Genomic DNA, 25,809 nt, shown 5'->3' on the forward strand with positions numbered 1-25,809 from the left:
AAGGGGTCAGGTCTTTCGCTTCGGCGGCCCGCCGCTGCGGGCGGGGCCTGTCGATTCGCGCAAGATCAGGCTGTGCTGGGCCAGGAACGGCGCGGCGGCCTTGCCGGCGACCTCGTTGGCGTTCCATGCGCGGAAGGTCTGCAGGGCTCGCAGCGCCATCTGTTCGAAGGGCTGGCGAATGGTGGTCAGGGTCGGCCAGATCACGGCGGCGATCGGCGCATCGTCGAAGCCGACCACCGAGAGATCGTCCGGAATGCGCAGCCCGCGACGCTGGGCTTCCATGCAGGTGGCGGCGGCCATGTCGTCATTGGCGGCGAAGATCGCGGTCGGCGGCTCATCGATGTCCAGCAGCACCCTGGCCGCCTCCGCGCCGGTCTTGAAGGTGAACTCGCCGTCGGCGATCAGTTCCGGGACGGGACGCGGCAGGCCTCGGGCGGCATACGCCTCGAAGAAGCCGTTGCGGCGATGGGTGCTGGCGGCGTGGTCGGGATGGCCCGAGATGTGGCCGATCCGGGTGTGGCCCTGGCTGAACAGGTGCTCGACCACCTCGCGGGCTGCAGCGCGGTCGTCCATCGCGATGGCGGGAAAGAAGGGGTCGGGGCTGGTCGGCGAGATCAGCACGCAGCGGACCTCAAGTTCGCGCATCAGCTCCTTCAGCGGACCAAAATCGCATTCGGGCGGCAGCAGGATCATCTCGCGCACGCCGCCGTCGGCGACAAAGGCGCGAATACGGTCCTGCCAGCCGGCGACTGGGCCGTCGAACAGGTCGACCGTCAGGTGGCGTCCGGTTTCGACGCAGGCCAGCAGCAGGGCATGGTGCATCTTGGTGTGGTAGCCGCCGCTGGGATCGCCCATCAGCACCCCCACCGAAGATGAGGTCTGCGAGCGCAGGCTGCGCGCGACCGCGCTGGGCTGGTAGCCGAGGTCCTGCATGGCTGCGCGAACGCGGTCGCGCGTCTTTGCGCTGACGCTCTCATGATCGTTAAGCACGCGAGAGACCGTCTTGGGCGAGACATCCGCCCGTTCGGCCACATCGTGGATCGTCGCCATTGCGTTTCTACACCCGGTTGCGCGTTTTTACTGACCGGACTCCACCACGGTGAAGGTGGCGAGGGCAAGGCGACGCGTCATGCAAGCCATAGCTGACGGTGTCCGACTTGTCATGCGTCGGGACAAATTCAGGCCAAACGCGGTCATTTAGAGGGACATTGCCGGGACATGAATTCCCGACACTTCCGAGCCGGCGAGCGTGGTCCCGGGGCGGTCAAAGGCCTTGTCCGCCGGGAATGACAACCTTGGCGTTTTTGTTGACTTGGGCGGGACATTTTGGGGGCGTTGGGCTTAACCGATAACGGCGTTGGGCCGGAATCGACAGCCCGGGCGCTGGGGGTCGCCGTCAAGAACGGATATCGCGGACAAGCGGTTCACCGGGCCTTAAGGCGCTCAATCGGTTCTGGAGTGCGTCGCGTAGGCGGCGCGCCCAGGAACGGAGCGAACGATCACAAAAGACGTTTAGTTGGGGAGCGAGGAACTCGACTACTCAACATAGGAAAGCCGTGCTTGCGCGCGGCCTGGCGGTGGCCTTGCTGGCCGGCGCCTCGCAGGTGGCTCTGACCACCGGCGCAACCGCCCAGACCGCCGTGGTCGACAACACAGTTGAAGAAGTGGTCTTCACTGGGGTTCGCGGGTCTCAGATCAAGTCGGTGGACGTCAAGCGCTCGCAAGCTTCGTTCGTCGACGCCATCTCTGCCGAAGACATCGCTATCAGCAAATGGTGGACGCCGCGCCCTATTTGGTGATCCAGCAGACTCTGGACCAGTCGGCGCCGATCCTGAAGGCGCTGGTCGCCGCCCTGCCCAGCCACGGCGAGTTCCTGGCCCAGCATTGCCCGGCGGCGCCGTTCAAACGCGGCGCGTGACGAACGGACCAAGACGTCCGTCACGCGCCGTGGTCAGCGCGTGGCGGCGATCGCCGGGCCATAGAGCAGGCCGTTGAACAGGAACTTGAAGGTCCCGTAGGACTGGGCGCGCTGGGTGATCTCGGGCCCCATGGCGAACAGCTTGCCTCGGCCCAAATCGACATCAAGGATCGCGGTCGAGCCCTTCAGCTTCTCCTGACCCACGGCCCAGCCGCTGCGTAGCGGCGTATCGCTGTCGAACCATGAGACCCTCGACACGCCCGTCGCGTCCGACTTCAGGGTGAAGGTCGGGCTGCGATCGAAGAACAGGTCGACCTGATCGGGCAGGCCATAGGCCAGGGGCTGGCGATTATCGACCCGGGCGCGCAGCACCGAACCGGGGACATAGAGGTCCTTGTTGGGCAGGGCCTTGAGCTCGCCGTTCTCTCGTCGAGCGCTGGCCACATCGACAGGCGCGCCCAGGGCCGTGGCCAGGCGCGTCGAGGCGCCGATGGCCACGACCGTGCCGCCGGCCCTGGCGAAGGCCTCGACCTGCGGCAAGGTCTTGGCGTCGGTCACCTGGCCCAGCCAGGCGCGGTACTCTTCGGGGATGTCCTCGGCCCTGGGCTGAGGACCGCCGCGACCAGCGCGGAATGGCCCCCCAGCAGGCGCCGGGAATACGCCGTCGGCGAAGACCAGGACATCGAAGTCCTTGTTCAGGTCGCCGGCGTCCAGGCGCTGGGGATAGACGACCTGGAAGGGCGCCTCGAACTTCTCGAACATCCAGCGGTTCCAGCCTGACGGCATCGAGCCGCCATAGACGTCGACCAGACCGATCCGCACAGGCTTGAGGGGCAAGGCGGCGCTGGCGGGCTTGGCGCCGACCGCCCAAGCGTCGATCCCCAGGTCCTTGACGCTGGAGGTCAGCACGGCTTGAGCGGCGGGCGAGGCGGGCACCCAGATGGCGCCGGGGCCAAAGCTGGTCTTGCCGGCCTTGCCGCCATCCTTCAACCACTGGACGCTGGCCCCGGCCTTCAGCAGGCGGTTGGTCAGGGTGAAGCTGTTGTTGGTCTCATGGCTGATCAGCCAGCCTGCCTTGCCCGAGCCCCGGATCGCGCCAGGCTTGACGGTGATCAGGTCGGGCACGCGCTGGAACGGGCCATCGAAGCCGTCGAGGATGCGGTCGAACCTGACGCCCATCTGATAGGCCAGGGTGTAGCCCGTGACATCGTAGGGGGCCTTGGGTGGGCCGCCGGGATATTCGGTGTCGTGCGGGTGATCCTGCGGTTCGAACATGTCCATCACATGCGGGCGATAGGCCTGGGCGGTCTTCACCACATAGGAGCCGGCCGGATAGGTCTTGTCCGCCACGGTGAAGGCCTTGTCGGCATGGTCGACATCGACGCCGGCCTTGATGAGGGCGTTCAGGAAAGCCACCACGGTGGGCAGGTCGGCCTGGTCGGCGGGCAGGATATAGCCGCGCGGATCGCGCTTTTCCGGGGCCTGCAGTACGGTCTTGTAGAGTGTCGGATCCACCGACCCGCCGCGCCCCTCGAACGGCTTGTCCTTGGCCGCGTCTTTCAGGGCGTCAATCTTGCTGGGGCTGAGCGTCCAGCTGTCCTGGCTACCCTTGGCGATGCCGTTGGCGCCCATCTTCCAGATGTTGAACAGCAGCCTTTCGCGGTTGCGCGAAGCATAGTCCAGCACCGCGCGGTTCAGGCTCCACTGGTAGTCCAGGGTCTGCTGCAGATGCCACATCTGCGGCGGGGCGGGCATGGGCCGATCATTGCTGGGCAGCTGGGCGTCGGGCACCAGGTTCAGCGGCATGGGCGTGGGCCCGCCGGTGATCTCGGTCAGCAGGCCCACCGAATTGTGGAAATAGGCGATCGAGCGCTCCATCCCGTTGTGCCAGGTGGAGTAGGGGGCGGCGCTGCGGGCGCTGGAGCCGGGCTTGTCCTCTGCCACCAGACGGCTGTGCATGGCCATGCCCACCTCCTGCAGGGTGGTCATGACCAGCGGGTCGTAATTGTAGTTGGCCGGGTCGCGGAACGGCGGCACGAACACCACCATGCCGTTGGGCGCTGTCTGGTGCTGGTTGTAGACGATCTGCGGGAACCACTCGCGAAACAACTGGCGGTTGACGTTGGTCGTTTCGGCCATCTGGGCCATGAAGCTGTCGCGGTTGTTATCGTGGCCGATATACTTCTGGTACAGGCGCGGGATCGAACCGAACTCGCGCTTCTTCGGGTCTTCCTGGCGCATGTACCAGTCGGAGATCAGCTCCATGCCGTCCGGATTGTCGTGGGCGAATAGAACGATGACGTCGTCCAGCAGACGCATCGTCTCCGGATCGGTCTGGGTCAGCATCTTGTGCAGGACCTGGATCTGACCCTGCGAGGTCACGGTCTCGTTGGCGTGCATGCCGGCGTCGATCCAGACGACGGCCTTGCCCTCGGCGGCCAGCTTGACGGCCTCGTCGCGATTGACGCCCTGGGCCTTGGCCAGGCGGCGAGCGATGGTCTGGTAGTGGTCCAGCCGGGCCAGATTGGCGGGCGACGAGACGATCGCCATCCACTGGGTGCGGCCTTCTTCGGTCTTGCCGATATCGACCAGCTTCATGCGATCCGACTGACCGGCCAGGGTCTTCAGATAGGCCTCATAGGCGGTGTAGTCGGCCAGGAAGTAGTCACTGCCGACCGACTGGGCGAAGGCCTTTTCCGGCGGCGTGATCTCGGCGAAGGCGAAGTTTGCGCCGCTGACAGCCATCACCAGCGCCAGGGCCGCGCTAGCCATCACTTTGTGTCGAGTCATCGAAGGGCTTCCCGTCCAGAACAGTGGCCGATCCGCGCCGGCTCATGATGTCTGACGAAGCCAGACCGGAATTCCGCCGTCCGCGCAATCGATGGAGGACGATTTTTCACCTCCCGAATTCCAGGCAAGAAAAAGCCCGCCCCGGACGAACCGGAACGGGCCTGATCTTGCTTCTCCAGCGCTTTCCTGGCCGGGTGCCGAAACGCCCGGCCGGGTCAGGTCTTAGTAGCGCAGACGCGCGTTCAGGAAGAACACGCGGCCCAGCACGTTGTAGGCGGCCGGATAGCCACTGTTCGACGGCGAGGCGTTGCTACCCAGGATCGGATAGGCTTCCTGGGTCAGGTTCTTGACGCCGCCGGTGAAGGCCACGTTGTCGTTGACTTCCCAGTCAGCCGACAGGTCCCAGTAGTTCTTCGCACCGATGCGCTCGACCGTGTAGCGGGTCAGCGGCGCATCATCGATCACGTCATCCAAGTGGCTCCAGACCAGATTCAGACCAAACTGGTTCATCTTCCAGTTCGCCGAGGTCAGCAGCTTGTGGCGCGGCAGCGGATTGACCCCGTTGCCGAAGCAACGGGAGCCGAACTTGTCGGCGCACTTGATCGGAACCGACACGTCGTCCGGCGTGATCGTGTAAAGCCAAGTATTCGTATAGAGCGAGCGGACCGCCAGCGAACCCCAATCGGGCAGACCAATATCTTCAAGCGTCGTGCGGTAGGTCACGCCGATATCGAAACCTTCGGTTTCACGCGCCGCGACGTTTTGGTTCACGGACGACACGTAGTCGATCGAGCCGTTGGCCAGGCGGGTGATGGCTTGGCAATAGGGGGAGTTCGGGTTGCCGTTGACGATCGGGCCGTAGCAGACCGCCATCAGGTTGGCCGTACCGCCGCCGAAGGTGTCAATCGCGTCGGTCACCTTGATGTTGAAGTAATCGAAGGTAACCGAGACGTTCGACAGCCACGAGGGCGTATAGGCGAAGCCGACAGTGACGGTCTCCGCTTCTTCGGGACGTAGATTGGGGTTGCCGCCCGACAGGGTCTGGGTCTGCTGGTTGGCGTTGACCGTACCGACCAGGGAAGCTGCGAGGCCCGAGTTGATACAGGCTTGACGCACGGCGGCCGACGGGTTCGCACGAGCCGAGCACGGATCAGTCGAGGTCGGGAAACCGTTGCTTTGCGGCGCATAGAGTTCGCCGACCGAAGGTGCGCGGATCGCCTTGTTGTACGAGGCGCGAACCAAAAGGTCGTCGAAGGGCTTCCAGATGCCGGCGATCTTGTAGGTCTCGACCGGTTCAGATTGGCTGGTGTAGTCCGACACGCGGCCGGCCAGTTCCAGGTCCAGCGACTTGACGAACGGCAGGTCCTTCAGCAGCGGCACCGCCACTTCGCCGTAGAGTTCATAGACGTCGAAGCGACCGGCGACCGGCGGGCTGGCGTTGAAGCCGGTCAGGTTGCCGACGGCCAGATCCTGGCTGGGGTTGAAGGCGAAATCTTCAGCGCGATATTCACCGCCCACGGCGAAGCCGATCGGACCGGCCGGCAGCGAGAACATGTTTTCCGTATCACCGTTGAAGGTGAAGCCGGCGAACAGCTGCTCGTAGTCCTGCGACGAGTTGATGCGGGTCTTGATGAAGTTGGCCGCAGCCGCCGACATGTTGCCCAGGCCGAAGATGTTGACCGGAACGCAGCCGCCCGACGGATCGGCGCAGCCGGTGCCGGCGGCATTCAGCAGCAGGCCCTGCTGGATGCGGACCAGGCTGGTGTCGCCCAGCAGCGAGTTGCTGCCGCTGGTGTTGCCATACTGGAAGTAGCTGTCAAAGCCACCGTTGATGGCTTCGATGTCGCCCTTCAGGCCAAGCTGGACCTGGAAGCTGCTGAAGTTGAAGGCGGAGACGCGCGGGCCAACGTCGCTGAGGCGCTTGTTGAACGAACCGGTGACCGTGTCGAACAGGCCGTCGCCGTCGGTATCCACGTCGGTGTAGGTGCCTGCGGTCCAGGGGCTGCTGGTCGGGATGGTGTAGGCCGTGCTGGAGCCAAAGCTGTTCAGCGCAGTCTTTGCGGCGGCCGTGAGGAAGGGATTGTTGTCCAGCGTGAAGCGGAACGTCCGGCTGCCGACCGGAGTCGGGGCCAACTGGGTGACAACCTTCGAGCTGACGAAGTTGCCTTTGGCGTAGGCGGTCAGGCCTGGCTTGATTTCATAGCTGGCCAGCGACGTGACCGAGAAACGCTCTTGCGGGGTCTGGAGATAGTTGACCGGCGCGAAGTTGTAGGTGTCGTTCGTGGCGTTGTAGAGACGAACGTTCCCGTCGGGCAGGAAGAAGGCAGAGTTGGAAGCGCTGTTGGCGACGCCCGGCAGGGTCGCGAACTTGGCGCTCACGAACGGGTCGACGCGGCCCGGCTCGATGGAGCCCGAACCCGACGGCACCAGGCCGGTGCGGGCGGTGTTGTCGCCCCAGGCGCGGCCGAGCATGCCGCCGCGCTCGCCCTGGGTCAGGGCTTCGCGCTTGTTATAGCCCAGGCTCAGGACGACATTGCCCTTGCGGTCGGCAAAGTTGGCGCCGAAGGTCACGTCGCCCGAATAGATCGGCGCTTCGCCGTCATCGGTGGCCTGATAGCCGGCCGAAACTTCCATGCCTTCGAAGTCGGTCTTCAGGATGAAGTTGACGACGCCGGCGACGGCGTCCGAGCCGTAAACGGCCGCGCCGCCGCCCGACACGACTTCGATACGCTTGATCAGCGCCGGCGGGATCAGGTTGATATCGACCCCACCGGTCGAGGTCGTTGGCGTCTGACGCTTGCCGTCGACCAGCACCAAGGTGCGGGTCGTGCCGAGGCCGCGCAGGTTGACCGTGGCCGTGCCGTTGCTGCCGTTGTTCACCGTCGAGGTGATGCCGGGGACGGCTTGCGGCAGGGTGTTGAGCAGGTTCTCGGTGTTGACGACGCCCGATTGCTCCAGCTCCTTCTCGCCGACCGTGGCGACGGGGCTGGACGAAACCAGGTCAGGACGCGCGATGCGCGAACCGGTGACGACGATTTCTTCGACCTGCACGGCTTCCGCGGCGGCGGGTGCGGTCTGGGCAAAAGCGGGCATGGCGATGGCCATGGGCGCAATCGCGCCGCACAGCACGGTGGTCGCCAGCAGGCGTTTCCGGGTGGACAAAGCGTTAAACATCAAACCTCCACATATTTTTAATTGCGCCGTCTCGGTTTGATCCAAGTCATGACGCCCCCAACCGCACCGCTGCCGGCGCGAGTTAAGTCAGGAGAGTGACGGTTGGCGAACTTCGGTCAATCTTTCACGATATGGCGCGGCAACAATTAGTCGGCTGTGTAGCAAAAGTGACGCATGCGATTGCTGCTATTGGGCGTCCTGCCCGAATTTCTGCCCAAACCATGGTGAAATGCGGAATAGTATACTTGTAGCTATTCACAATATTGCGAGTTGGAAATGCTGAAAAAGTGTCAATATTCCGACACATTCGCCGCGGTTTGACAGGCCTTTTTCGATCCACGGCGTGGGTGGTTCTAGAGAACTCACGATTTTTGCGTACAGGTTTGGCAAAGTTTGCTGATGGAGAAACTCGGCCAACTTTGAGTCAGGGCTCGCTCGAGCGCGTGGGGTGGGGCAGTTCTATCGATTGCTGCGACTGTTCGATCAAACTTTTTGATCATCCTGCCGGACTGTCGCGGGTTGAACCGCCGAACGACGATCTGTTACCAAATGGCCCCGACGGCCCATTCCGGCGCTGGAGATCCGCTTTGCGCCGCTGCGTTCCATGACGAATCCTTCTGTGATCCGGATTAATCCGGCGCTCGATCCCGCGCCGTTCGCCGCTGTCTATCAACGGGATGGAGTCGTCCAGATCCCGGTCTTTCTGGATCCTGCCGACGCAGAAGCCACCGCCGGGATCATGGCCGGTCTGACCTGGAATGTGGTGGCGCCTGACGAGACGTCCGAAACCCTGGTGATTAGTCCTCAGGTCATCCAGAAGTTCGGCGAGGCTCAGGTCCGACAGTTCCTGCAAGGCGCTCTGAAGCGCGCCTCCAGGGGGTTCTCCTTCATTCACCTGTCCTATGCCTTGCAGGACGAGTACGCCCGCGACCCGACGGCGCCCATTCACCGGGCCACCGAGTTCCTGCAGAGCCGGGCCTTTCTGGACTTCGGCCAAGCCGTGATCGGCGGCGACGCGGTTGGGGGCGTCCGCGCCCAGGCCTCCAACTATCGGCCGGGTGATTTCCTCACCCTGCATGACGACAGCCATCAGCGCGACGATCGCCTGGCCGCCTTTACCCTGGGATTCACGCGTGACTGGAGACCGGACTGGGGCGGGCAGTTGCTGTTCCACGACGCTGACGGTCAGATCGAGCGGGGCTTCACACCGGGCTTCAACGTCCTCACTCTGTTTCGTGTGCCCCGCGTCCATTCGGTGGCGCCGGTGGCGTCCTACGCCGCCGCCAAGCGTCTGTCCCTGACCGGCTGGTTGGTGCGGGAGCCGACGAAGACGACCTGAAACGCCAGCGCCCTTTCGCCGGGCGTTCTATCGACCCTTTCAATGCCGTAGTTCAAATCGTGGGATCGCATGAAACTCTGGATCAAGCTTGTCGCTGTCGCGGCCCTGGCCGTTCCGCTCGTCGCGACCGCCGCCGACGCGCCCAAATCGGCCACCCCTGCGGTGCTCAAGGCCCTCTTTGACTGCCGCGCCATCACCACCGACGTCGAGCGGCTGGCCTGCTACGACGCTGCCGTCGGTCAGGTGAACAAGGCCGAGAAGACCGGCGAGGTGATCATCGTCGATCGTCAGGAGGCCCGCGCCGCGCGCCGTCAGGCCTTTGGCCTGGATCTGTCGGCCCTGGCCATCCTCGATCGAAGCGAAGAAAAGACCGAGGTCGACCGGGTGATCGGCGAAGTAGCCAGTGCGCGCCGGGGCGGTGACGGCCGCTGGACGGTCGTGCTGGCCGACGGCGCTGTGTGGAAGCAGGTCGACGACCAGTCCTTGACCAAGGATCCGAAGAAGGGCTCCAAGGTCGAGATCCGCAAGGCGTCGGTCGGCAGCTATTTCATGAATGTCGATGGTCAGCGCGCGATGCGGGCGCGTCGGGCCGACACCCAATAGGCGCCGCGCCTCTATCCAGGGCGAGCGCGCGCGGCGAGTGTCTAAAATCGACGGACCCACTGGCGTTTGACCAAGGCCGATGAGAGGGTCGCCCCCGCCGGGAGACGACGCGAGACTCGCTCGCGCGACCGGTCAGTTCATTTGGGGTCGTCTTACATGTTCGGATCCGTCAGCCGCGCCGCGCTCGCGGCGGCCTTGCTTCTGTCCGCGGCGACGCCGGTCCTGGCCGCGCCAAAGGACAAGCCGCCCGCTTCCGACGCCGCCCTGGCGGGAACCACGCGTCAGGACGGCCTGCTGCCGGTTCACATCGACAAGGCCAAGGGCCGCATCCTGTTGTCCCTGCCCAAGGCCGACGCCGATGGCGTCAGCGGTCGGTTCCTCTATGTGGCGGCGCTGAAGACCGGCCTTGGCTCGGCCCCGGTGGGCCTGGACCGCGCCGCTCTGGGGGACACCCAGGTCCTGGTCTTCCGTCGCATCGGCAAGAAGGTCATCGCCGAGTACGAGAACCCCAAGTTTACCGCCGCCGGCGCACCCGCCGCCGAACAGATCGCGGCCCGCGAGTCCTTCGCCGTCTCGACGGTCTGGGCTGGAGACGTGGTCAGCGAGACGCCGGACGGCCGGATCCTGGTGGATATCTCCAGCTTCCTGACCCGCGACGTGATCGGCGCCGCCGACGCCCTGAAGCAGGCCGGGGAGAACGGCTTCAAGCTGGTCTCCGACCTGTCGATCGCCGACCCTTCGGCCGTGAAGGTGTTCCCCGAGAACATCGAGTTCGAGGCTCGCCAGACCTTTGCTTCCGACACGCCGGGTCCCGAAACGCGCAACATCGCGCCCGACGCCAAGCAGATCACCCTGATCGTCCGCCACTCGCTGGTGAAGCTGCCCGCGCCGGGCTTCGTGCCGCGCGCCTTTGATCCGCGCACGGGCACCTGGGGCGTTGTCGGCCTAGACTATGCCGTGCCGCTGGGCGACGATATCGTCGGCCGCTGGGCGCGCCGGTTCCGTCTGGAAAAGACCGACCCAACGGCGGCGGTCTCGACCGTCAAGAAGCCGATCATTTTCTATGTCGACCGCGCCGCGCCCGAGCCGATCCGAACCGCCCTGGTTGAGGGCGCGGCCTGGTGGGCCAAGGCGTTCGAGGCGGCGGGCTTCAAGGACGCCTATCGCGTCGAGGTCCTGCCCGAGGGCGTCGATCCGCTGGACGTGCGCTACAGCGTCATCAACTGGGTCGACCGCGCCACCCGGGGCTGGTCGATGGGCCAGTCGGTTTCCGATCCGCGCACCGGGGAGATCCTCAAGGGCTCGGTGATCCTGGGCGCGCTGCGGGTGCGCCAGGATATGCTGATCTTCGAAGGCCTGGTCGGCGCTGACCAGAACGGCAAGGGGGGAGCCAATGACCCCATCCAGGTCTCGCTGGCCCGGCTGCGGCAGTTGTCGGCCCACGAGGTCGGCCACTCGATCGGGTTCGCACACAATTTCGCCGCCTCGACCCAGGATCGGGCCTCGGTAATGGATTATCCCGCGCCGCGCGTGAAGGTCACGGACGGCAAAATCGACCTGTCCGACGCCTATGGCGTTGGCGTCGGCGCGTGGGACATGTTCACGGTCGACTGGCTGTATGGCGAGGCGCCGAAGCCGGCTCTGACGGCCAAGGCAGCGGCCACAAAGCTTCGCTACATCACCGACACCGACGCGCGCGGCCCCAATTCCGGCCAGCCCTGGGGCGCGCTGTGGGATGATGGCGCGGACTCGGTCGCCGAGCTTTGGCGGATGATTGCCGTGCGGCGCGTGGCGATCGATCAATTCGGTCTGGGCGCTCTGAAGACCGGCGAAACGGTCGAGACCCTCAAGCGCAAGTACGTGCCGATCTATCTGCTGCATCGCTACCAGGTCGAGGCCACGGTCAAGCAGGTGGCAGGGGTCGAATATAGCTATGCCGTCAAGGGCGACGCGGGCCAGATCGCGCCGCTGGTGGCGCCCGAGACGCAGCGCGCGGCCCTGGCCGCCCTGATGGCGACCCTGGTGCCGGCCGAGCTGGACACGCCCGAAAAGCTGCTCCCGCTGCTGTCGGGCGGGCAGTCGGGCGAGACCGATCGCCAGCATGTCATCGAGGTGTTCGCCGGTATGGGCGGCCCGGTGTTCGATCCGCTGGTGGCCGCTGATGTGGCGGCGGGCGTGACGCTGGATCCGCTGCTCGCGCCCGACCGCCTGGCGCGCCTGATTGACCAGCATCGCCGCGATCCCGCCCAGCCCGGTGTTGGCGAGGTGGTCGATACGCTGTTGACGACGGTCTTTGCGCCGGCCTCGGGGCGTCAGGCCGAGGTCGCCCGGCGGGTACGGTGGCGCACGGTGCTGAACCTGGCCGCCGCCGCGCACGACGTGAAACGCTCGCCCCAGGCCGCAGCCGAGATCGATCTGAAACTCTCGGATCTGGCCGCGCGCCTCAAGGCCGCGCCAGGTAGCGACGCCTCCGACCGCGCCCTGAACCTGCGTCTGGTGGCCCTGCTGAAGGACGACGACGAACTGACACGGGTGCTGGGCGAAACCAAGCTGAAGCCCGAAACCCCGCCCGGCATGCCCATTGGGGATATTGACCTGGGGATCGACTAGGCGGGCTCTGCCGGCGCGCCCCGCTGCAAAACGCTGGGTGTGCCGACATAGAGCAGCACTGCCTCGCGGTCGGTGCGGTTCTCCACCGTGTGGGGGGCGCGGGCGTCGAAGTGCATGCTGTCGCCCGCCCTGAGCACGGTGTGGATGTCGCCCGCCCGGGCATAGAGTTCGCCCTCCAGCACATAACGGAAGTGCTCGCCATTGCGGGTGTCGACCGGAAAGCAGTGACCGGGTGGAATGCGCATCAGAACCGCGTCCAGCTTGCGATCGGGCAGGGCTGAGGAGAGGTCGAAATAGGCTACCGGCGAGTCCACGGCGATCTCTGCCGGCTCGTCGGCGCGGCGCACCATGTCCTGGGCTTGCGGGATTTCCATGAAATAGGAGACCTCGACCTGGAGCCCCTTGGCCAAGCCGAGCATCGACATCAGCGACGGCGTGGTCAGGTCGCGCTCGGCCTGTGACAGGAAGGGCTTGGACAGGCCCGATCGATCGGCCAGTTCCTGCAGGGTCAAGCCCAGAGCCTTGCGACGCGACTTGATGCGCGCCCCGATGAGCTGACGGCGCTTCTTCTGGGGTTCGTTTTTCTTTTCGAGAATCATGTCGCCATGTTTCCAGTTCAAACAGCCGTAGCACCAGTTGATTTCGCGCAACTTTCAGCCGGCCGAGTATGTCGGGTAGTCGACTGAAAATAAACGGTTTGAGCTTAACCGTGAGGGTCAGACGAGATCGGCCTTTGCCGCTCGGGAGATTCCGGACCTGTGGCCCTGAAGCCCGCAAAAAATCCCGAGCGCATTCGCGTCAACCAGCGCGAGGCCCATCTGATGGCCGCCGCGCATGAGTGGTTCGTCGCGCGAAAGCCGGGCGGTCGGCGACTGGTGCTACGCTTCGCCATCATGGAGGACGTCGATCTCTCGGGGCGCGATCTGGCCGACGCCGATCTGACGGGCAGCATCCTGGTTCGCTGCAAGTTTGATCGGGCGCGGCTGGCCCGAGCCTGTCTGTTCGGCGCGGATCTGCAGGGCAGCAGCTTCGTGGGCGCTTCGCTGGTACAGGCCGACATGCGAGGGGCACGCCTGAAGGGCGCCAATCTCTCGCACGCCAACATGACCCAGGCCGACCTGCGGGCGGGCCGGATCGCCATCTCCGACGAGGACACCAAGTTCGCCCTCATTCGCCACAAGGTCTCGGCCGGTCAGCTGGACGGGGCCAATGTCTCTGGCGCTGTGCTCGACAGGTCTCGCCTGGACGACGTATCCGCAGCGGCGGCGGATTTTTCGGAATGCTCGATGCGAGGCGCCAAGCTGGTCGGCGCCAATCTCAAGAACGCCAGCCTGCGCGGGGCGGTGATCGATGATGTTGACGTGCGCGGCGCCAATCTGGAGAGCGCCGACTTCAGCGATGCGGTCCTGACGCGCGTGGATTTGGCCCAGGCCCGGACAATGGGCGCGGTCATGGACCGCTGCCTGTGTGATCCGGGCGCGGAGGCCGCCGCACGCGCGGCCCTTATCTTCGTCAAGCTGGCGGCGCACCGCGAGTGGGTGACCAGCGGCGGCAAGTCGGGCGAACCCGCCGTGCTGGACGGCGAGGACCTGCGACCCATAGCCGACATGGCGGGCGCCTTCCTGACGGCGGTCAGCGCCAGGAATGCGTGTTTGGCCGGAATGGATTTGCGCCGGATTTCGCTGCAGGGGGCGCTGCTGGACGGCGCCGACCTGCGCGGCGCCATCCTGCGCGAAGCCGACCTACGCGGCGCCAGTCTACCGGGCGCGAACCTCAAACAGGCCAATCTGCGCGGGGCGCTGCTGAGCGCGCTACCCTTCAAGGTCGATCGCGAAAAGCCTACCCAACTGGCCAAGGCCAGTTTGCGCTATGCCGATCTTCGTGAGGCCGATCTGGGCGACACGGATCTGTCCGACACAGACCTGCATGGCGCCAGGCGTTCGGCGGCCCAGGTTGCGGCAGACCATGCGGACGACGACGGCGCCTTCATGCTCGACATGTAGTCAGACGCCGCGTCGCCACGCCTGACGCAAGGCAGCCCGATGGTCGGGCGCAGCGATCTCGATCAAGGCCATGGCGCGCGCCTCGCCCTGCAGCGCTCGCAGATCGACCGCGCCATGTTCGGTCACCACGATCCCGACCTCGGCGGCGGGCAGGGTCGGCGGCACATCCAGGCGTGGAATGATCCGGCTGATCGCGCCGCCTTTCGCCGTGGAGCCCAAAGCGATGATCGGCAGTCCGCCGGGCGATCGACGCGCGCCGCCGATGAAGTCGGGCAGGCCGCCTGGACCCGAGATCGCTTCGCCATCCACCCATTCGGCGTTCACCTGGCCCAGCAGATCGACCTCGATGGCTGAATTGACGGCGACGAAGGTCGGGATCATGGCCAGGCGGGCGACGTCATGGGTCTCCAGCGCGGGGGCCAGGACGACGCCCGGGAGATCAGCGGCCTCGGCGTAGAAGGCGCGCGATCCCAGCAGGCTGCCCGTGGTCACCTGTGCGAAGACGCCCTGGCGGATCAGCGCGGCGACCGGATCGCAGATCATGCCGCTCTGCAGTGACAGGCCCTCCTTGCCGGCAAGCCCCGCCCAGAGGGCGTCGCCCAGTCGGCCGATGCCGGCTTGCAGGGTCGCGCCGTTGGGGATCAGCGCGACGACATGTTCAATGATCAGCGTCTCGACGGTCCCCGGTGCTCGGACGGCATATTCCACCAGCGGGGTGTCGAGTTCGATGAGTTCGTCGAAGACGCCGACGGGGGCGGTTGGTGATCCTGGAAGCCGGGGCAGGGACGGGTTGATGACGCCGATCCTGATCGCGCAGCGCTCCAGCGCCGTCGGGGGAAAATCGATGGTCGGGCCGAACGAGCAGACGCCATCGGCGTCGGGCGGCGTAACCATGAACAGCCCCGCCGCATAGCGCGCCGCCGCCACCCGCCGGGCGAAGCCATGATAGGTCGTCGGCAGACGCTCGAACCTTCCCGCCGCTGCGCTGGATCGCCAGGCTGGCGACATGAAGGGGCCGGCCATTCGGGCGTCTGGCCCCAGTGTGCTCCAGTCGAACCTGTTGACGCCCGGGATGAAGCCGCCCTCGAAGGTCGCCGAAAGCAGCGGCTCCAGCCGTCGCGACAGCGGCGCGGCGGCGAAGGGCTCGGCGGCCGAGGCGCTGACAAAGACGCGGGTCATGCTTGGGTTCCGCCGGCCGCTGACGGGTCGCGAGCGGTGCCGATATAGCCCAGCTTAGCGGCCCAACCATAGAGACTGCAACGCGATCCAGCCCAGACCTCATCGACGGGTTGGTTCGGGGCCTCTGACAGGCGTGGGAGAAAAACTCCGTTGAGCCTGAAAATCCCACGCGTAGGGTAGGGTCAACAAGGCCGCTCGCGCGGACGAGCGGCGCCTAATGGGAGGACGTCATGAACGCCCACGCGCCTATCGTCGCCGATGAAGTCCCCGACTATGCGGGTCTGACCGTCACGCCCGTCAGCACGGTGCTCGGCGCGGAGATTTCCGGGCTCGATCTGCGCCAGCCGCTGGCGCCCGAAGTTGTTGCGGCGATCCGCGCCGCCCTGCTGCGCCACAAGGTGGTGTTCTTCCGCGATCAGGACATCAGCCACGCCGACCATGTCCGGTTCGGCCGCTATTTCGGCGATTTGGAGGGCCATCCGGTCACCAGCCACGTGCCGGGCTTTCCCGAAATCCTGCACATCGAGGCGGCCGACGGCATGAAGCTGCGCGAGGAGATCGTGCCGCTGGTTCGCGTCGCCAACAAGTGGCACACCGACGTCACCTTCCGCGCGGCGCCCTCGATGGGCGGGGTGCTGCGGATGCGCGACATGCCACCTCTGGGCGGTGACACACTGTTTGCCGATACGGCCGCCATCTACCGCGACTTGCCCCAGGCCCTGAAGGACAAGCTGGCAGACCTGACCGCCGAGCACGACATCATCCAGAGCTATGGCTACCGCGTCGACCAGGCCAAGCGCGACGAGTTGCGCGCTGCCTATCCGCTGATGGTTCACCCCGTGATTCGCACCCATCCGGAGACCGGCGAGAAGCACCTGTTCGTCAACAAGGTCTTCACGACCCGCATCCTCGGCTTGCCCGAGGACGAGGCCAGGACCCTGCTGGCCGAACTGCTGGATCGCGTGAAGACGCCGGAATATCAGGTGCGCTTCCGCTGGACGCCGAATGCCATCGTCTTCTGGGACAACCGCGCCACTCAGCACTACGCCATCCTCGACTACTGGCCGCAGGAGCGGATCGTCGAGCGCGTGACGATTGTCGGCGACGCGCCCTACTAGAGCATTTTCCGACGAAATGGACGCCGGTTCGTCGTCAGAAAACGCGTTAAAACAAAAGACTAGAACATTTTCCGATCCAGTCGGATCAGAAAATGTTCTAGCCGCCGATCAGCCAGTCACCGGTCAGGGCCGAAATGTTGACCCCGGCAAGGATGATCTGGTCGCTGCCGCCGAGGTCGATGATGGCGTTGGCCCCGCTCTGGTAGAGGCTATAGGTCTGACCGGCATCCAGCTGGATGCGGTCACCCTGGGCGCGGCTGAAGTCGGTGATCAGGTCAGAGCCGGCGCCGGAAAAGCTGTAGAAGATGTCGGCTCCGGCCCCGCCGGTGATGTTGTCGGCGCCGCGGTCGCCGGCCAGCCAGTCATTGCCGACGTCTCCCGACAGGACGTCGTCGCCCTGACCGCCGCGCACGATGTCATTCCCCTCGCCACCATAGCAAACGTCATTGCCGAGGTTGCCATTGACGATGTCATCGCCGGCGTCGCCAAACAGCTGGTCGTTGTTCTGGCCGCCGACGACCCAGTCGGTCCCCGCGCCGCCATAGCCATAGTCGGCGCCGATATTGCCGTTGATCCGGTCAAAGCCATCGCCGCCCGTGATCGTGTCGTTGCCGTCATTGCCGTCCAGGCGATCGTCGCCGGCCAGGCCGTTGAGCGTGTCGTTCCCGGCTTCGCCGCGCAGCCAGTTGGCCGAGCTGTTGCCGTTGATCGTGTCGACACCGGAACCGCCGCGCGCGTCTTCGATGGTGGCGCCCATGGCCACGGCGACATTTCCAATAAGACCGCCGACGTCGGAGAAGTGCCCCTGGCGAAGGTCGATGATCTGACTGTTGGAATAGCCCGAAAAATCGAAGGTGTCGGTTCCGCCCGCGTCCCACACGGCGAAGATCACCTTGGTGGAAGCCGTGGCGGTCTCGAACCAGGGTCTGCCAGCGTTGGAATTAAAGCCGTAGGTCGTGTCGCCGGTGCGGGTGGTCATGTTGACCCCGTATTCCGCCTGCGCTGCCGCTATGTCGTCGAGCTGTGGAGCGGACGCGTAGCGGCCGCCATAGCTGGCGCCGGTGTTGCTCTCGTTGAAATAGCTCATCACCGTATACTGGCGGGAGTCCTGATAGTAGTCGGCGTCCGTGGCATAGGTGAAGCTGGCGCCGTCCACCGCGTCATAGTCGGAGGGGTGGCTCAAACCGATGGCGTGGCCCAGCTCATGGACTAGGACGGAGCCGCCATAGTTATTGGCTGTAGGCGCGGTGTTGTAGCCCAAGGTGCTGTTGATCCAGACATCTCCCGAGCGCGCTGTGATCGCGGGGTTGCCGGGCAGGTAGGCGAAGGCGACCGCGCCCTCCACACCGCTGGAATAGTTGCCGAACAGCATGGACGCCTGGTTGGAATAGGCTGTTTCGCCCGTCGAGCCTGCGCCGACCCTTATGAACGTGATGTTGGCGACATCCGACCACGAGGTCAGGGCGAGTTCCGCCTGCTGGATTTGAGTGGCGTTGAACCGCGAGAACCCGGCTGTGTCATCGGGCATGGTGTCGGGCGCCGTCGAGCGGAAGCCATAGGTCAGGGTGTAGGATTCGCCGAGGGCCGACGACCAGCCGGGCGCAAAGCCCACCAGGGTCAGCCCGGCCGTTTCGATGGACAGGCTGGGCTTGCCGTTGACCGTCACGCCGTCCCGACCGTCTGCGTTCAGATAGGACTGCGGATCTTCGGATCCCGCCGTGGCGAGAGTTTCGGGGTGAGAGAGGTCAAACGCCATAGCGACACGTACTCATGGAAAAGGTCCCCCGACCCAGTCTTGAACCTAATCTCACAGCTCTGTCGCTACAACACTGCAACACTTGCGACGGATGGACGCGCGGACATTGGGCGCCCGTGCCAGTGAACGGAGCGTTACCGTCACCGCCGCCATCCTTCCTCTATGGGGACGCCGGCTTCCAGCCATGGCCCGGCGACTTGTAGATGGCCACGACGTCGGTATTGACGCTGGTCCCGGCAACGCTGAGGGCGTCGTCCCGGCCTCCTGGGCCTTTAGCCACGCATAGGCGGCCGCCTGGCCGGCGGGTCTGATCACTCCAAAGCATTGTAACGCTTTTTAAAAACGGAACCGTAACCTCTGGTGGCATTCCTGCTCTTGGTTTCTAACAGCCCCAAAAATGGGTCGGGGGTGGGATATGAACAGAGCAGCAGCAGGCCGCCGCACGCGGTCCGGTCACAACAAGACCCAGAGCGTGATCCTCCCCGATCGGCTGGCGCAGAACCTTGTCCGGGTGTTGGGCGACCTGTGCGGCCCGCGCTCGGGCGTGTCGTGAAGCCGTTGGTCTGGATGCAGCATATGGCCGACCGAATGGGTCTGGTCCCTGGTCAGCGCCCCAACAGACGGTGGATGCTGCGGTTCGCAGCCGCCATCATGGCCAGCCTGGCGCTATGGGCCCTGTTTCTCTGGGTGCTAGTGCTCTTCCTTGGCTGGACGGCGCCACTCTAGCGCGACATGGACGCGATCAACGGGTGACCGCAGCCTCCGAGATGGCTAGTTTCCGTCGCTGATCGGGGCTTCGCCGAAAGACGGCGATGAGGGAGCGAGTTCCATGCGTATCTTGGTCTTCAGCCTGACGGGTGCTCTGGCCTTGAGCGGTTGCGCAACGGCGCCCACGGTGGTGCGTGACGGAAGTCTCGCGGCTCTGCGCGGCCAGAGCCTGGCGCCGCTGAGCAGTCAGTCGTCCCCCGCTGATGGGGCCTTGGCCGCCGCGATCCAGGCCGGGGTTTTGAAACGACTTGTGGCCGTTGGCGCAGACGTCTCGGGGAGCAAACCACCGGCTTATCTGCTTCAGGTTGGCGTAGGCGTTTCGGGGCCGGCCGTCGGGGTGTCCGGCGTGGCCGGACCCTCGTTTAAAGACACTGTCTGGCGCAGCGCGCCGACCAAGCGCCACTTCTGGAACCGTCGCGGTCCGGCCCATACGGCTACAGCCGTGGTGCTGGATGTCGCAACAGGTAAGCCCGCCGCCTGGGCCACCGTGCGCGCCGGAGACGCTGACGCCGAAGTCACCGCCGATCGCCTGGTCAAGGTGCTGATGGGGCCTGCGTCCTAGCTGGGACGATACTCCGGCAGGCGCAGGGTAAAGGTCGCGCCGGCGCCCGGCGTGCTGGCGCATAGAACACCGCCGCCATGACGCGCGGCAGCAGCGTCGACGAAGGCCAGACCAAGACCCACTCCGCCGGCCGCGTCTGAACCGGGTCGGTCGAACCGCTGGAAAGCCCGGAACGCCATGGCGGCCTCTTCCGGCGTCAGGCCAGGCCCCTGGTCGCTGATGGAGACATCGACAAAGGCGCGGCCGTCCTGCCGGGTCGCGTGCGCCGACACCCTGATCTGTGAGCCCTCGGGGCTGTATTTGACCGCATTGCCCAGCAGGTTGACCAGGGTGCGGGCCAGAACGCCCCGGTCGCCCAGCACCATCAGAGGCGCATCGCAGCCATCCTGCTGGATCTCGATGTTGCGTTGGCGGCATTGCGGCCACAGCTCGTCAACGGCCTCCACCGCCACGTCGCAAAGGTCGACCGGCTCCATGGCCACCGGCGTGACCTCGGCGCGCGCCAGTTGCACGAAGCCGTCGGCCAGGGCCAGGGTGCGGCGGGCGCAGGCGGCCAGTCGGTCCGACACCTCTTCAGGCAGGTCGGGCGTTGTGGCCAGAAGCGCCAGGATCGAGGTCTGCGGTGAGCGCATGTCGTGGGTCAACAACTGCAGGGCTTGCTCGCGCTGGCGCATCGCGGCGGTAAGGGTGGTGATGTCGGCAAGGCGCACGATCCAGCCGGCGCTCTCGCCAGCCTCGTCGCGCCGGAACACGGTCTGGGACTGATAGGCGCGTCCGTCACTGAGATGCAGGTCGACAGGCTCGATCCGCTCAGCCTCCGGCGGCCAGGACTCGTCGAAAGAGCGGCCCAACGGCTCCAGGGCATTGAGCAGGGAGGCGATCGAGGCGCCGGCCAGGGGCAGGTGGGTTCCGCGCAGCAGGGACTGGGCCGCGGCGTTGGCGGCGATGACCCGCCGTCGGACGTCCAGAACGATCGTGGCGTCGGGGAGGCTGAAGAGGGCGTCGGCCGAAAAACGGCGCAGGTCTTCGATCCGGTTGATGGCGGCGCCCAGGCTGAGCGCCTGGCGGGCGACGAGATCGCTCTCGAAACCCTCGGCCGGCGGGGTGCGGGTCACGGGCAACAGGCGGCTCAGCTCGCGGCCCAGCAGGTCGCTGACCCGGCCCAGTTGTCCCCAGCCCCAGAACAGCGACACGGTCGCCAGACCGATGATCGTCGCTACGGGCGAAAGCCACAGGTCGAGGCGCCAGAAGAAGGCGCAGCTCAGCGCCAGGGCCAGGCTCGACAGGCCGACCACCAGCATCAGATTGGCGCGCGGCGGCAGCACCAGCAGGCCCGCCAGCAACAGCCAAAGCAGGCTGAGCGCGAAGACGATGCGGCTGACCAGGCCCGCAGGCCTGATCATTGTCCCGCTGCGCAGGCCGTCCAGGATACTGGCCTGAAGCTGGACGCCGGTCATGCTGGCCGCGTCGGGGGTCACCGGGGTCGGAAAGGCGGGGCCCAGACCCGGCGCGGTCATGCCGACAAAGACGGTGCGGCCAGCGATCAGTTCCGACGGGACATCGCCGGCCAGCACGTCGGAGAACGAAAGGCGTGGAAAGCGATCCGGCGCGCCGGCGAAGGGGATCAGCAGGCTGGTCTCGGCGCCGCGCGTGATATCGCGCGCGTCGAACGCGTGCGTGGCCCGATGGACCACGGTCATCAGGTCTGGACGTAGATCGGGCCCAAAGGCCTCGAACGGCGCCATGCGCCTAACGACGCCGTCGGCGTCAAAACTGACATGCACCAGGCCCAGACCGGCCGCGCCGCGCGCGATCTCCGGACGCGGGCCAACCAGTTGCAGAGGCGCGCCTTCGCCTGAGCCGGGCTCGATGAATTGCGGCAGATAGACCCGTCCTGACAGGGCGATGGCATTGGCCAGGGCGACGTCATCGCTTGGCGTGGCCGCCGGTTGGCTGAACAGCACGTCATAGACGATGGTCCGCGCGCCGGCCTGGCTGAGCTGGTCGATCATCCGGGCGTGGGCCGTGCGTGACCAGGGCCAGGCGCCCATGTCCCGCAGGCTCCTTTCATCGACCTCGACGATCAGGATGGAGGGATCGACCGGCCGCGACGAGGCGCGTTGCAGGGCGTCGTAGAGAATGTTGTCCAGGCGCGTCGTGAGCGGGCTGGCGGTCAGGCCGGCCAGGGTCAGGCTGGTCAGGGCGGCCACCAGCAGCCAGGTCAGCAAGCGCCGGCGCGGCGACGCGGCCGCCTGGTCAAGCAGTCTGCCGGGCGAGTTCAAAATCTAACGACCGATCTGCAGGGTCTGCATTGGCCCGACCTTTTCGGCGAAAGTCCCACCCTTGAAGCGCACAGCGCTGACCCGCCAGCCATAGGTTCCGGGCGGTAGATCGGTCAGCGTCAGTTGCGGTTCGGACAGGCCCGGCTGGTCGATGACCGGCGAGGTCGTGTCGGCGCCCGCGAAGAGCTGGAACCGGTAAACACGCACGCCATCGCCCGCCGCGCTCCAGCGGAACAGGAAGTTTCGGTGCTTGCCCGAGACCTGGGCGCTGGGCGTGGCGCCCGGCTCGAGCACGTCCAGATCACGGTCGAAGCTATAGTCGGCAGGCAGCCCCTCAAGGCCGCCGGCGTCCAGAGCGGTCAGGCGTACGAAATAGGTGCCGTTGGCGATCTCGCCGAACTCGGCGGCGGGGGCCTGCGTGTCGGCCTCGGCGAAGACCTCGACAAAGCCGGCGTCGCGCGACAGGGCCAGACGATAGATGGCCGCGCCCTGCAGGGGTTCGACGGCGAAACGGACGATCTTGTCACCCTGGCGCTGGCCGCCTTCGCCCAGCTTGGGGGCAGGCAGCAGCGCGATCGGCGCGCTGACGCCGGCGGGCGTGGCGCTGACGCCGAAACCGGCGGGCACGGGCGGACCTTCGGTCGAGGTCGAGGCCAGGTCGACGCCGACCGCGCCTTTCAACACTTCAGTCTGGGCCCTGGCGCCCGTCGGGTCCTGGCCGACGCGGAACTCTGTACCGCGCACCGCCGAGATCGAGACCGGGGTGCGCACCTCGAAACGTCCGCCCGGATTGGGATTGGGCGTGGCCGAGATCGTCCCGCGGCCCTGGTCCATCTGGAAGACCCGCTGGGGCGCATTGTTGAGAATGATCTGGCGCATGCGATCGATACGCAGGCTGGTGTTCGAGGGCAGGGTGACGCGCGAGTCATCGGCCATCTCGAAGGTGGCGAAGCCGCCTGGGCCCGTGATCAGGCGCTGGCCCTCGACCAGGACCATGCCGGCGCGCGCCGGGGCGCGGGCGCCATTGGTCTCAAGATCTACCGCGCCACTGACAGCGCTGAGCCGCGCGTCGATGGGCGTGCTCTTCAGCAGCTTGGGATCGATCTTCAGGGTCGAGCCGATCTTGAGGGCGCGCGGCCGGGCGATCTGGTTGGCGCGCTGCACCTGCAGATAGTCGCCGGGCTTGTTCAGATAGGCGGCCCCCAGGCCGATCAAGGTGTCGCCTGGCCTGACCACATAGGCCACGGGCGTATCGAGGGGCGGCGCTGCGAAAGCCGCAGTAGCGGTGGTCAGGCCCAGGATGGAGGCGAAGGGGCCGGCGGCGAGAAGAGTCAGGTCGCGCTTGGACGTCATGCTTGGGTCGCTCCGGCTTCGGCGTCCGCCTCACGGCAGCCCTGTGGATCACAGGCCTCCAGACGATAACCGAAACCATAAACCGTCGTCAGGCGAAAGCCGTTGGCGGGACGAAGCTGCAGCTTTGAGCGCAATCGCGAGACATGGGCATCCAGGGTGCGGGTCTCCAGATCCGGACGCTGGCCCCAGACCCGGCGCAGCAGATACTCGCGCGAGAGGGGGCGGGCCAGGTTGTTGAACAGGATCGTCGCCAGCTGGAATTCCTTGGGCGTCAGGGCCTCGACATGGTCCTCCCAACTGGCCGTGTGGGCGCCGGGATCCATACGATAGGGGCCGTGCTGCTCGACCTGCTGGGTGGTCGATGGGCGATAGACCCGACGCGCCAGGGCGTTGACCCGCGCCAGCAGCACCTGCGGCTGCAACGGCTTGACGATATAGTCGTCAGCGCCGGCGTTCAGGCCCTCGACCAGATCGGCTTCGATCGAACGGCTGGTGAGCAGCAGCACGGGCGGCGGTGTGGTCAGCATCTCGTCGAGGCGACGCAGGGTCTCGATGCCGGAAAGATCGGGCATGTTCCAGTCGATGATCAGCAGATCGAAGGTCTGGCGGCGCAATTCGGTCAGCAGCCGCTCGGGATGGGTAAAGCTGACACACTCGTACCCGGCGGGACCCAGCAAGCCGGCGACCAGCGCATTGTGACTCTCGTCGTCGTCGAGAAGGGCGACTTTCATGCGCTCACTTGTAGAGAAGTATTTCGCGCGCCCCGCTCGAGGCGGGGCGCACGGCGGTCGCCCGTCTGTCCGGTGGGGGGGATCCAGATGATCGTCCGCCCATTTGGAATACCTTGTTCGCCCATGCGCCGCGCTAGGCCAAGCAAGGATTTTACAATGGTTTACAGTCGGGTCGAGCGGCTTTCATTCGGCGGCTGAGCCGAGGCGAGCTTGAAAGGTGTTGCGCGCAGCGGTTGGCTGTCTTCCGGCGGGAAATCGGCGCCGGCCACGTGCAGTTACGAGTCGATGCCGCCCTTGCGCACGAGATCCAGTTGGGCCGCGTCGATCCTGGAGTTCAGCGCCCTCTGCCGACCTCCGGGGGCCCGGTTCAACTGGCCTATCTTCTCGTCCAGGGTCAGCTGGGCGATGAGCGACTTGATCAGGATTGAGTACCGTGAAAGAGGCGCGGGCCGCGCTGGCGAAGGCGAGGGCGGTGACACTGGCCAGCAGAGCGCGGCGGTTGGGCCCTGTGGCGATTGCCGACATTCCTGGTCTCCCGTAACGGCCCCTGCAAAGCGGAGCTCTTTGATGTCCATCCGGCCGGGGCCGTGGCGGCGCACTACAGAAGGTCGCAGTTCTGACAACGCTGTCAAACACTGATCGTAAAAAGGCCGGAATGACCCGGCCTTCATCGTGCTTGTTTTAAGCCGTAAGCTAGTTGCGCGCCTTTCGGGCGGCGTACTTGCTGTCGCGCTTGGCCTTGGCCTCAGCGCTGGACAGAGCCTTGCGTTCCTTGGTGGCACCACGCTTGAGGCTGAGCACGGCAGCAGCGCTGTCAGCGATGGCTTGTTCGGCGGCCTGGATCTTGTCGGCCACAACCTGGCGGGCGGCGGCGCGTTCTTCGGCGCGGTCAGCTCGAACTTGCTTCAGTTCGGCGGCCTTGACAGCTTCGCGGCTCTCGAAGTTTGGATCGACGACGGCAGGCTTGGGCTTGAACTTTTCAAGCAGCGCCTTTTTGGCGTCGGCCGCGGTCTGGAGTCTGGTGGAGAAATTGGTGCGCAGGGTTTCGTTCATAAGACCTCGAATTTCGAAGGGGGAAAACCCCGTGTGTCATTCGAGGTTGATAGTCAGGAAAGCCAGGCTGGAGCGCGGGACGGGCCCGCGCTCCGATTAGGCTTAGGCAGCTTGGAGCTGGCCGGCCGACATCTTGCCGCTGCGCTGGTCGCGCTCGAGTTCGTAGGACAGCTTCTGGCCTTCGTTCAGCGAACCCAGGGTCGAACGCTCGACCGCCGAGATGTGCACGAAAACGTCCGCGCCGCCGTCGTCAGGTTGAATGAAGCCAAAGCCCTTGGTGGAGTTAAACCACTTCACGGTACCGGTCGTCATGATGGTCACCTTTCAGGTGAATAGGGCCGCGCGGCTCGAATGTGAGCCGCGTGATCAAATTTTCGGAGAGGATCGTGATGGGCTCGAAGCTCGATCCTGAGACAAAGCGTTGGAGAGCAATCGAACCAAATCGTCATTTAATACGCACACCATACTCGAAAAATATCGAGGGCGCAATGTCTGTAAAATGGAAGAAAATTCGGAACGAGCTTGGAGTTCTGGGAAAATAAAATTGATCCGGAATATCTTGTGCGCCTC

Annotated in this window: 20 protein-coding genes and 1 pseudogene; 10 read left to right on the top strand and 11 right to left on the bottom strand. The window is 65.5% G+C overall.

Features of this window, described 5'->3' with window-relative positions; all coding sequences use genetic code 11:
* Window positions 1-6: 6 nt before the first annotated feature.
* A complete protein-coding gene (locus ACN2C8_RS04030) occupies window positions 7-1,050 on the bottom strand; it encodes a LacI family DNA-binding transcriptional regulator (RefSeq protein ID WP_419254543.1) in 1,044 nt (347 codons plus the stop codon).
* Window positions 1,051-1,556: 506 nt separating this feature from the next.
* Between ACN2C8_RS04030 and ACN2C8_RS04035 the strand changes: the two genes are divergently transcribed.
* Together ACN2C8_RS04035 and ACN2C8_RS04040 are read left to right on the top strand one after the other, a co-directional pair.
* Window positions 1,557-1,799 carry a hypothetical protein gene (locus ACN2C8_RS04035; protein ID WP_419254544.1) on the top strand — a complete coding sequence of 81 codons (243 nt, stop codon included), beginning with the start codon at window positions 1,557-1,559 and terminating at the stop codon, window positions 1,797-1,799.
* A pseudogene (locus ACN2C8_RS04040) lies at window positions 1,751-1,918 on the top strand (tryptophan halogenase); the annotation flags it as partial. The gene ACN2C8_RS04035 and the pseudogene ACN2C8_RS04040, both read left to right, overlap by 49 nt.
* Before the next feature lie 33 nt (window positions 1,919-1,951).
* On the opposite strand, the gene ACN2C8_RS04045 reads toward ACN2C8_RS04040, so the two are convergent.
* Both ACN2C8_RS04045 and ACN2C8_RS04050 read right to left on the bottom strand, forming a co-directional pair.
* Window positions 1,952-4,708: a M14 family metallopeptidase gene (locus ACN2C8_RS04045; protein WP_419254546.1), complete on the bottom strand. Its 2,757-nt coding sequence runs from the start codon at window positions 4,706-4,708 to the stop codon at window positions 1,952-1,954.
* Window positions 4,709-4,930: 222 nt separating this feature from the next.
* Entirely contained in the window at window positions 4,931-7,882 is a 2,952-nt protein-coding gene (locus ACN2C8_RS04050) for a TonB-dependent receptor domain-containing protein (RefSeq protein WP_419254548.1), read from the bottom strand.
* A gap of 604 nt (window positions 7,883-8,486) precedes the next feature.
* On the opposite strand from ACN2C8_RS04050, the gene ACN2C8_RS04055 reads away from it, so the two are divergent.
* The 3 genes from ACN2C8_RS04055 to ACN2C8_RS04065 all read left to right on the top strand — a co-directional run bounded on the left by ACN2C8_RS04055 (window position 8,487) and on the right by ACN2C8_RS04065 (window position 12,434).
* Window positions 8,487-9,221, top strand: a complete 735-nt coding sequence (locus ACN2C8_RS04055; RefSeq protein WP_419254550.1) for a 2OG-Fe(II) oxygenase family protein — start codon at window positions 8,487-8,489, stop codon at window positions 9,219-9,221.
* Window positions 9,222-9,290: 69 nt separating this feature from the next.
* Window positions 9,291-9,824: a hypothetical protein gene (locus tag ACN2C8_RS04060; RefSeq protein ID WP_419254551.1), complete on the top strand. Its 534-nt coding sequence runs from the start codon at window positions 9,291-9,293 to the stop codon at window positions 9,822-9,824.
* Window positions 9,825-9,980: 156 nt separating this feature from the next.
* Window positions 9,981-12,434: a zinc-dependent metalloprotease gene (locus ACN2C8_RS04065; protein WP_419254553.1), complete on the top strand. Its 2,454-nt coding sequence runs from the start codon at window positions 9,981-9,983 to the stop codon at window positions 12,432-12,434.
* Here ACN2C8_RS04065 and ACN2C8_RS04070 read toward each other — a convergent pair.
* Window positions 12,431-13,033 carry a helix-turn-helix domain-containing protein gene (locus ACN2C8_RS04070; RefSeq protein ID WP_419254554.1) on the bottom strand — a complete coding sequence of 201 codons (603 nt, stop codon included), beginning with the start codon at window positions 13,031-13,033 and terminating at the stop codon, window positions 12,431-12,433. The genes ACN2C8_RS04065 and ACN2C8_RS04070 overlap by 4 nt on opposite strands.
* A gap of 159 nt (window positions 13,034-13,192) precedes the next feature.
* Here ACN2C8_RS04070 and ACN2C8_RS04075 point away from each other — a divergent pair, with 159 nt between their 5' ends.
* The gene (locus ACN2C8_RS04075) at window positions 13,193-14,437 is read left to right on the top strand and encodes a pentapeptide repeat-containing protein (protein WP_419254555.1); all 1,245 of its coding nucleotides are present in this window, start codon (window positions 13,193-13,195) and stop codon (window positions 14,435-14,437) included.
* Here ACN2C8_RS04075 and ACN2C8_RS04080 read toward each other — a convergent pair whose 3' ends face one another.
* Window positions 14,438-15,616 (bottom strand): acetyl-CoA hydrolase/transferase family protein, encoded by a 1,179-nt coding sequence (locus ACN2C8_RS04080; protein WP_419262224.1) that lies wholly within the window; start codon window positions 15,614-15,616, stop codon window positions 14,438-14,440.
* Window positions 15,617-15,846: 230 nt separating this feature from the next.
* On the opposite strand from ACN2C8_RS04080, the gene ACN2C8_RS04085 reads away from it, so the two are divergent.
* On the top strand, window positions 15,847-16,734 hold the full coding sequence (locus tag ACN2C8_RS04085; RefSeq protein WP_419254559.1) for a TauD/TfdA dioxygenase family protein: 888 nt from the start codon (window positions 15,847-15,849) through the stop codon (window positions 16,732-16,734).
* A gap of 97 nt (window positions 16,735-16,831) precedes the next feature.
* On the opposite strand, the gene ACN2C8_RS04090 is transcribed toward ACN2C8_RS04085, so the two are convergent.
* A complete protein-coding gene (locus tag ACN2C8_RS04090; protein ID WP_419254561.1) occupies window positions 16,832-18,490 on the bottom strand; it encodes a M10 family metallopeptidase C-terminal domain-containing protein in 1,659 nt (552 codons plus the stop codon).
* Window positions 18,491-18,905: 415 nt separating this feature from the next.
* Here ACN2C8_RS04090 and ACN2C8_RS04095 point away from each other — a divergent pair, with 415 nt between their 5' ends.
* The 3 genes from ACN2C8_RS04095 (at window position 18,906) to ACN2C8_RS04105 (ending at window position 19,820) form a co-directional block, all read left to right on the top strand.
* Entirely contained in the window at window positions 18,906-19,043 is a 138-nt protein-coding gene (locus ACN2C8_RS04095) for a hypothetical protein (protein WP_419254563.1), read from the top strand.
* Between the two features lie 23 nt (window positions 19,044-19,066).
* Window positions 19,067-19,216, top strand: coding sequence for a hypothetical protein (locus ACN2C8_RS04100; protein ID WP_419254564.1), 150 nt, complete (start codon window positions 19,067-19,069; stop codon window positions 19,214-19,216).
* Between the two features lie 103 nt (window positions 19,217-19,319).
* Window positions 19,320-19,820, top strand: a complete 501-nt coding sequence (locus ACN2C8_RS04105; protein WP_419254566.1) for a hypothetical protein — start codon at window positions 19,320-19,322, stop codon at window positions 19,818-19,820.
* Here the strand turns inward: ACN2C8_RS04105 and ACN2C8_RS04110 are convergent.
* From ACN2C8_RS04110 to ACN2C8_RS04130, 5 genes are all read right to left on the bottom strand, one after another.
* Entirely contained in the window at window positions 19,817-22,048 is a 2,232-nt protein-coding gene (locus ACN2C8_RS04110; RefSeq protein ID WP_419254568.1) for a CHASE2 domain-containing protein, read from the bottom strand. The genes ACN2C8_RS04105 and ACN2C8_RS04110 overlap by 4 nt on opposite strands.
* Window positions 22,049-22,105: 57 nt before the next feature.
* Window positions 22,106-23,455, bottom strand: a complete 1,350-nt coding sequence (locus ACN2C8_RS04115; RefSeq protein WP_419254569.1) for a FecR domain-containing protein — start codon at window positions 23,453-23,455, stop codon at window positions 22,106-22,108.
* Entirely contained in the window at window positions 23,452-24,186 is a 735-nt protein-coding gene (locus tag ACN2C8_RS04120; RefSeq protein WP_419254570.1) for a response regulator transcription factor, read from the bottom strand. Before ACN2C8_RS04120 ends, ACN2C8_RS04115 begins: the two co-directional genes overlap by 4 nt.
* Before the next feature lie 693 nt (window positions 24,187-24,879).
* The gene (locus ACN2C8_RS04125; protein WP_419254571.1) at window positions 24,880-25,239 is read right to left on the bottom strand and encodes a DUF6481 family protein; all 360 of its coding nucleotides are present in this window, start codon (window positions 25,237-25,239) and stop codon (window positions 24,880-24,882) included.
* Window positions 25,240-25,341: 102 nt separating this feature from the next.
* Window positions 25,342-25,551, bottom strand: a complete 210-nt coding sequence (locus ACN2C8_RS04130) for a cold-shock protein (RefSeq protein ID WP_062148160.1) — start codon at window positions 25,549-25,551, stop codon at window positions 25,342-25,344.
* Window positions 25,552-25,809: the final 258 nt, after the last annotated feature.

It is taken from the genome of Caulobacter sp. ErkDOM-C, assembly GCF_048541825.1.
GTDB lineage: Bacteria > Pseudomonadota > Alphaproteobacteria > Caulobacterales > Caulobacteraceae > Caulobacter.

Bases quoted from the DNA above. Each gene is read 5' to 3' on its own strand.
- ACN2C8_RS04030 (WP_419254543.1), bottom strand. From the start codon at position 1,050: ATGGCGACGATCCACGATGTGGCCGAACGGGCGGATGTCTCGCCCAAG.
- ACN2C8_RS04045 (WP_419254546.1), bottom strand. From the start codon at position 4,708: ATGACTCGACACAAAGTGATGGCTAGCGCGGCCCTGGCGCTGGTGATG.
- ACN2C8_RS04050 (WP_419254548.1), bottom strand. From the start codon at position 7,882: ATGTTTAACGCTTTGTCCACCCGGAAACGCCTGCTGGCGACCACCGTG.
- ACN2C8_RS04055 (WP_419254550.1), top strand. From the start codon at position 8,487: ATGACGAATCCTTCTGTGATCCGGATTAATCCGGCGCTCGATCCCGCG.
- ACN2C8_RS04060 (WP_419254551.1), top strand. From the start codon at position 9,291: ATGAAACTCTGGATCAAGCTTGTCGCTGTCGCGGCCCTGGCCGTTCCG.
- ACN2C8_RS04065 (WP_419254553.1), top strand. From the start codon at position 9,981: ATGTTCGGATCCGTCAGCCGCGCCGCGCTCGCGGCGGCCTTGCTTCTG.
- ACN2C8_RS04070 (WP_419254554.1), bottom strand. From the start codon at position 13,033: ATGATTCTCGAAAAGAAAAACGAACCCCAGAAGAAGCGCCGTCAGCTC.
- ACN2C8_RS04080 (WP_419262224.1), bottom strand. From the start codon at position 15,616: ATGACCCGCGTCTTTGTCAGCGCCTCGGCCGCCGAGCCCTTCGCCGCC.
- ACN2C8_RS04085 (WP_419254559.1), top strand. From the start codon at position 15,847: ATGAACGCCCACGCGCCTATCGTCGCCGATGAAGTCCCCGACTATGCG.
- ACN2C8_RS04090 (WP_419254561.1), bottom strand. From the start codon at position 18,490: ATGGCGTTTGACCTCTCTCACCCCGAAACTCTCGCCACGGCGGGATCC.
- ACN2C8_RS04095 (WP_419254563.1), top strand. From the start codon at position 18,906: ATGAACAGAGCAGCAGCAGGCCGCCGCACGCGGTCCGGTCACAACAAG.
- ACN2C8_RS04100 (WP_419254564.1), top strand. From the start codon at position 19,067: ATGGCCGACCGAATGGGTCTGGTCCCTGGTCAGCGCCCCAACAGACGG.
- ACN2C8_RS04105 (WP_419254566.1), top strand. From the start codon at position 19,320: ATGCGTATCTTGGTCTTCAGCCTGACGGGTGCTCTGGCCTTGAGCGGT.
- ACN2C8_RS04115 (WP_419254569.1), bottom strand. From the start codon at position 23,455: ATGACGTCCAAGCGCGACCTGACTCTTCTCGCCGCCGGCCCCTTCGCC.
- ACN2C8_RS04120 (WP_419254570.1), bottom strand. From the start codon at position 24,186: ATGAAAGTCGCCCTTCTCGACGACGACGAGAGTCACAATGCGCTGGTC.
- ACN2C8_RS04125 (WP_419254571.1), bottom strand. From the start codon at position 25,239: ATGAACGAAACCCTGCGCACCAATTTCTCCACCAGACTCCAGACCGCG.
- ACN2C8_RS04130 (WP_062148160.1), bottom strand. From the start codon at position 25,551: ATGACGACCGGTACCGTGAAGTGGTTTAACTCCACCAAGGGCTTTGGC.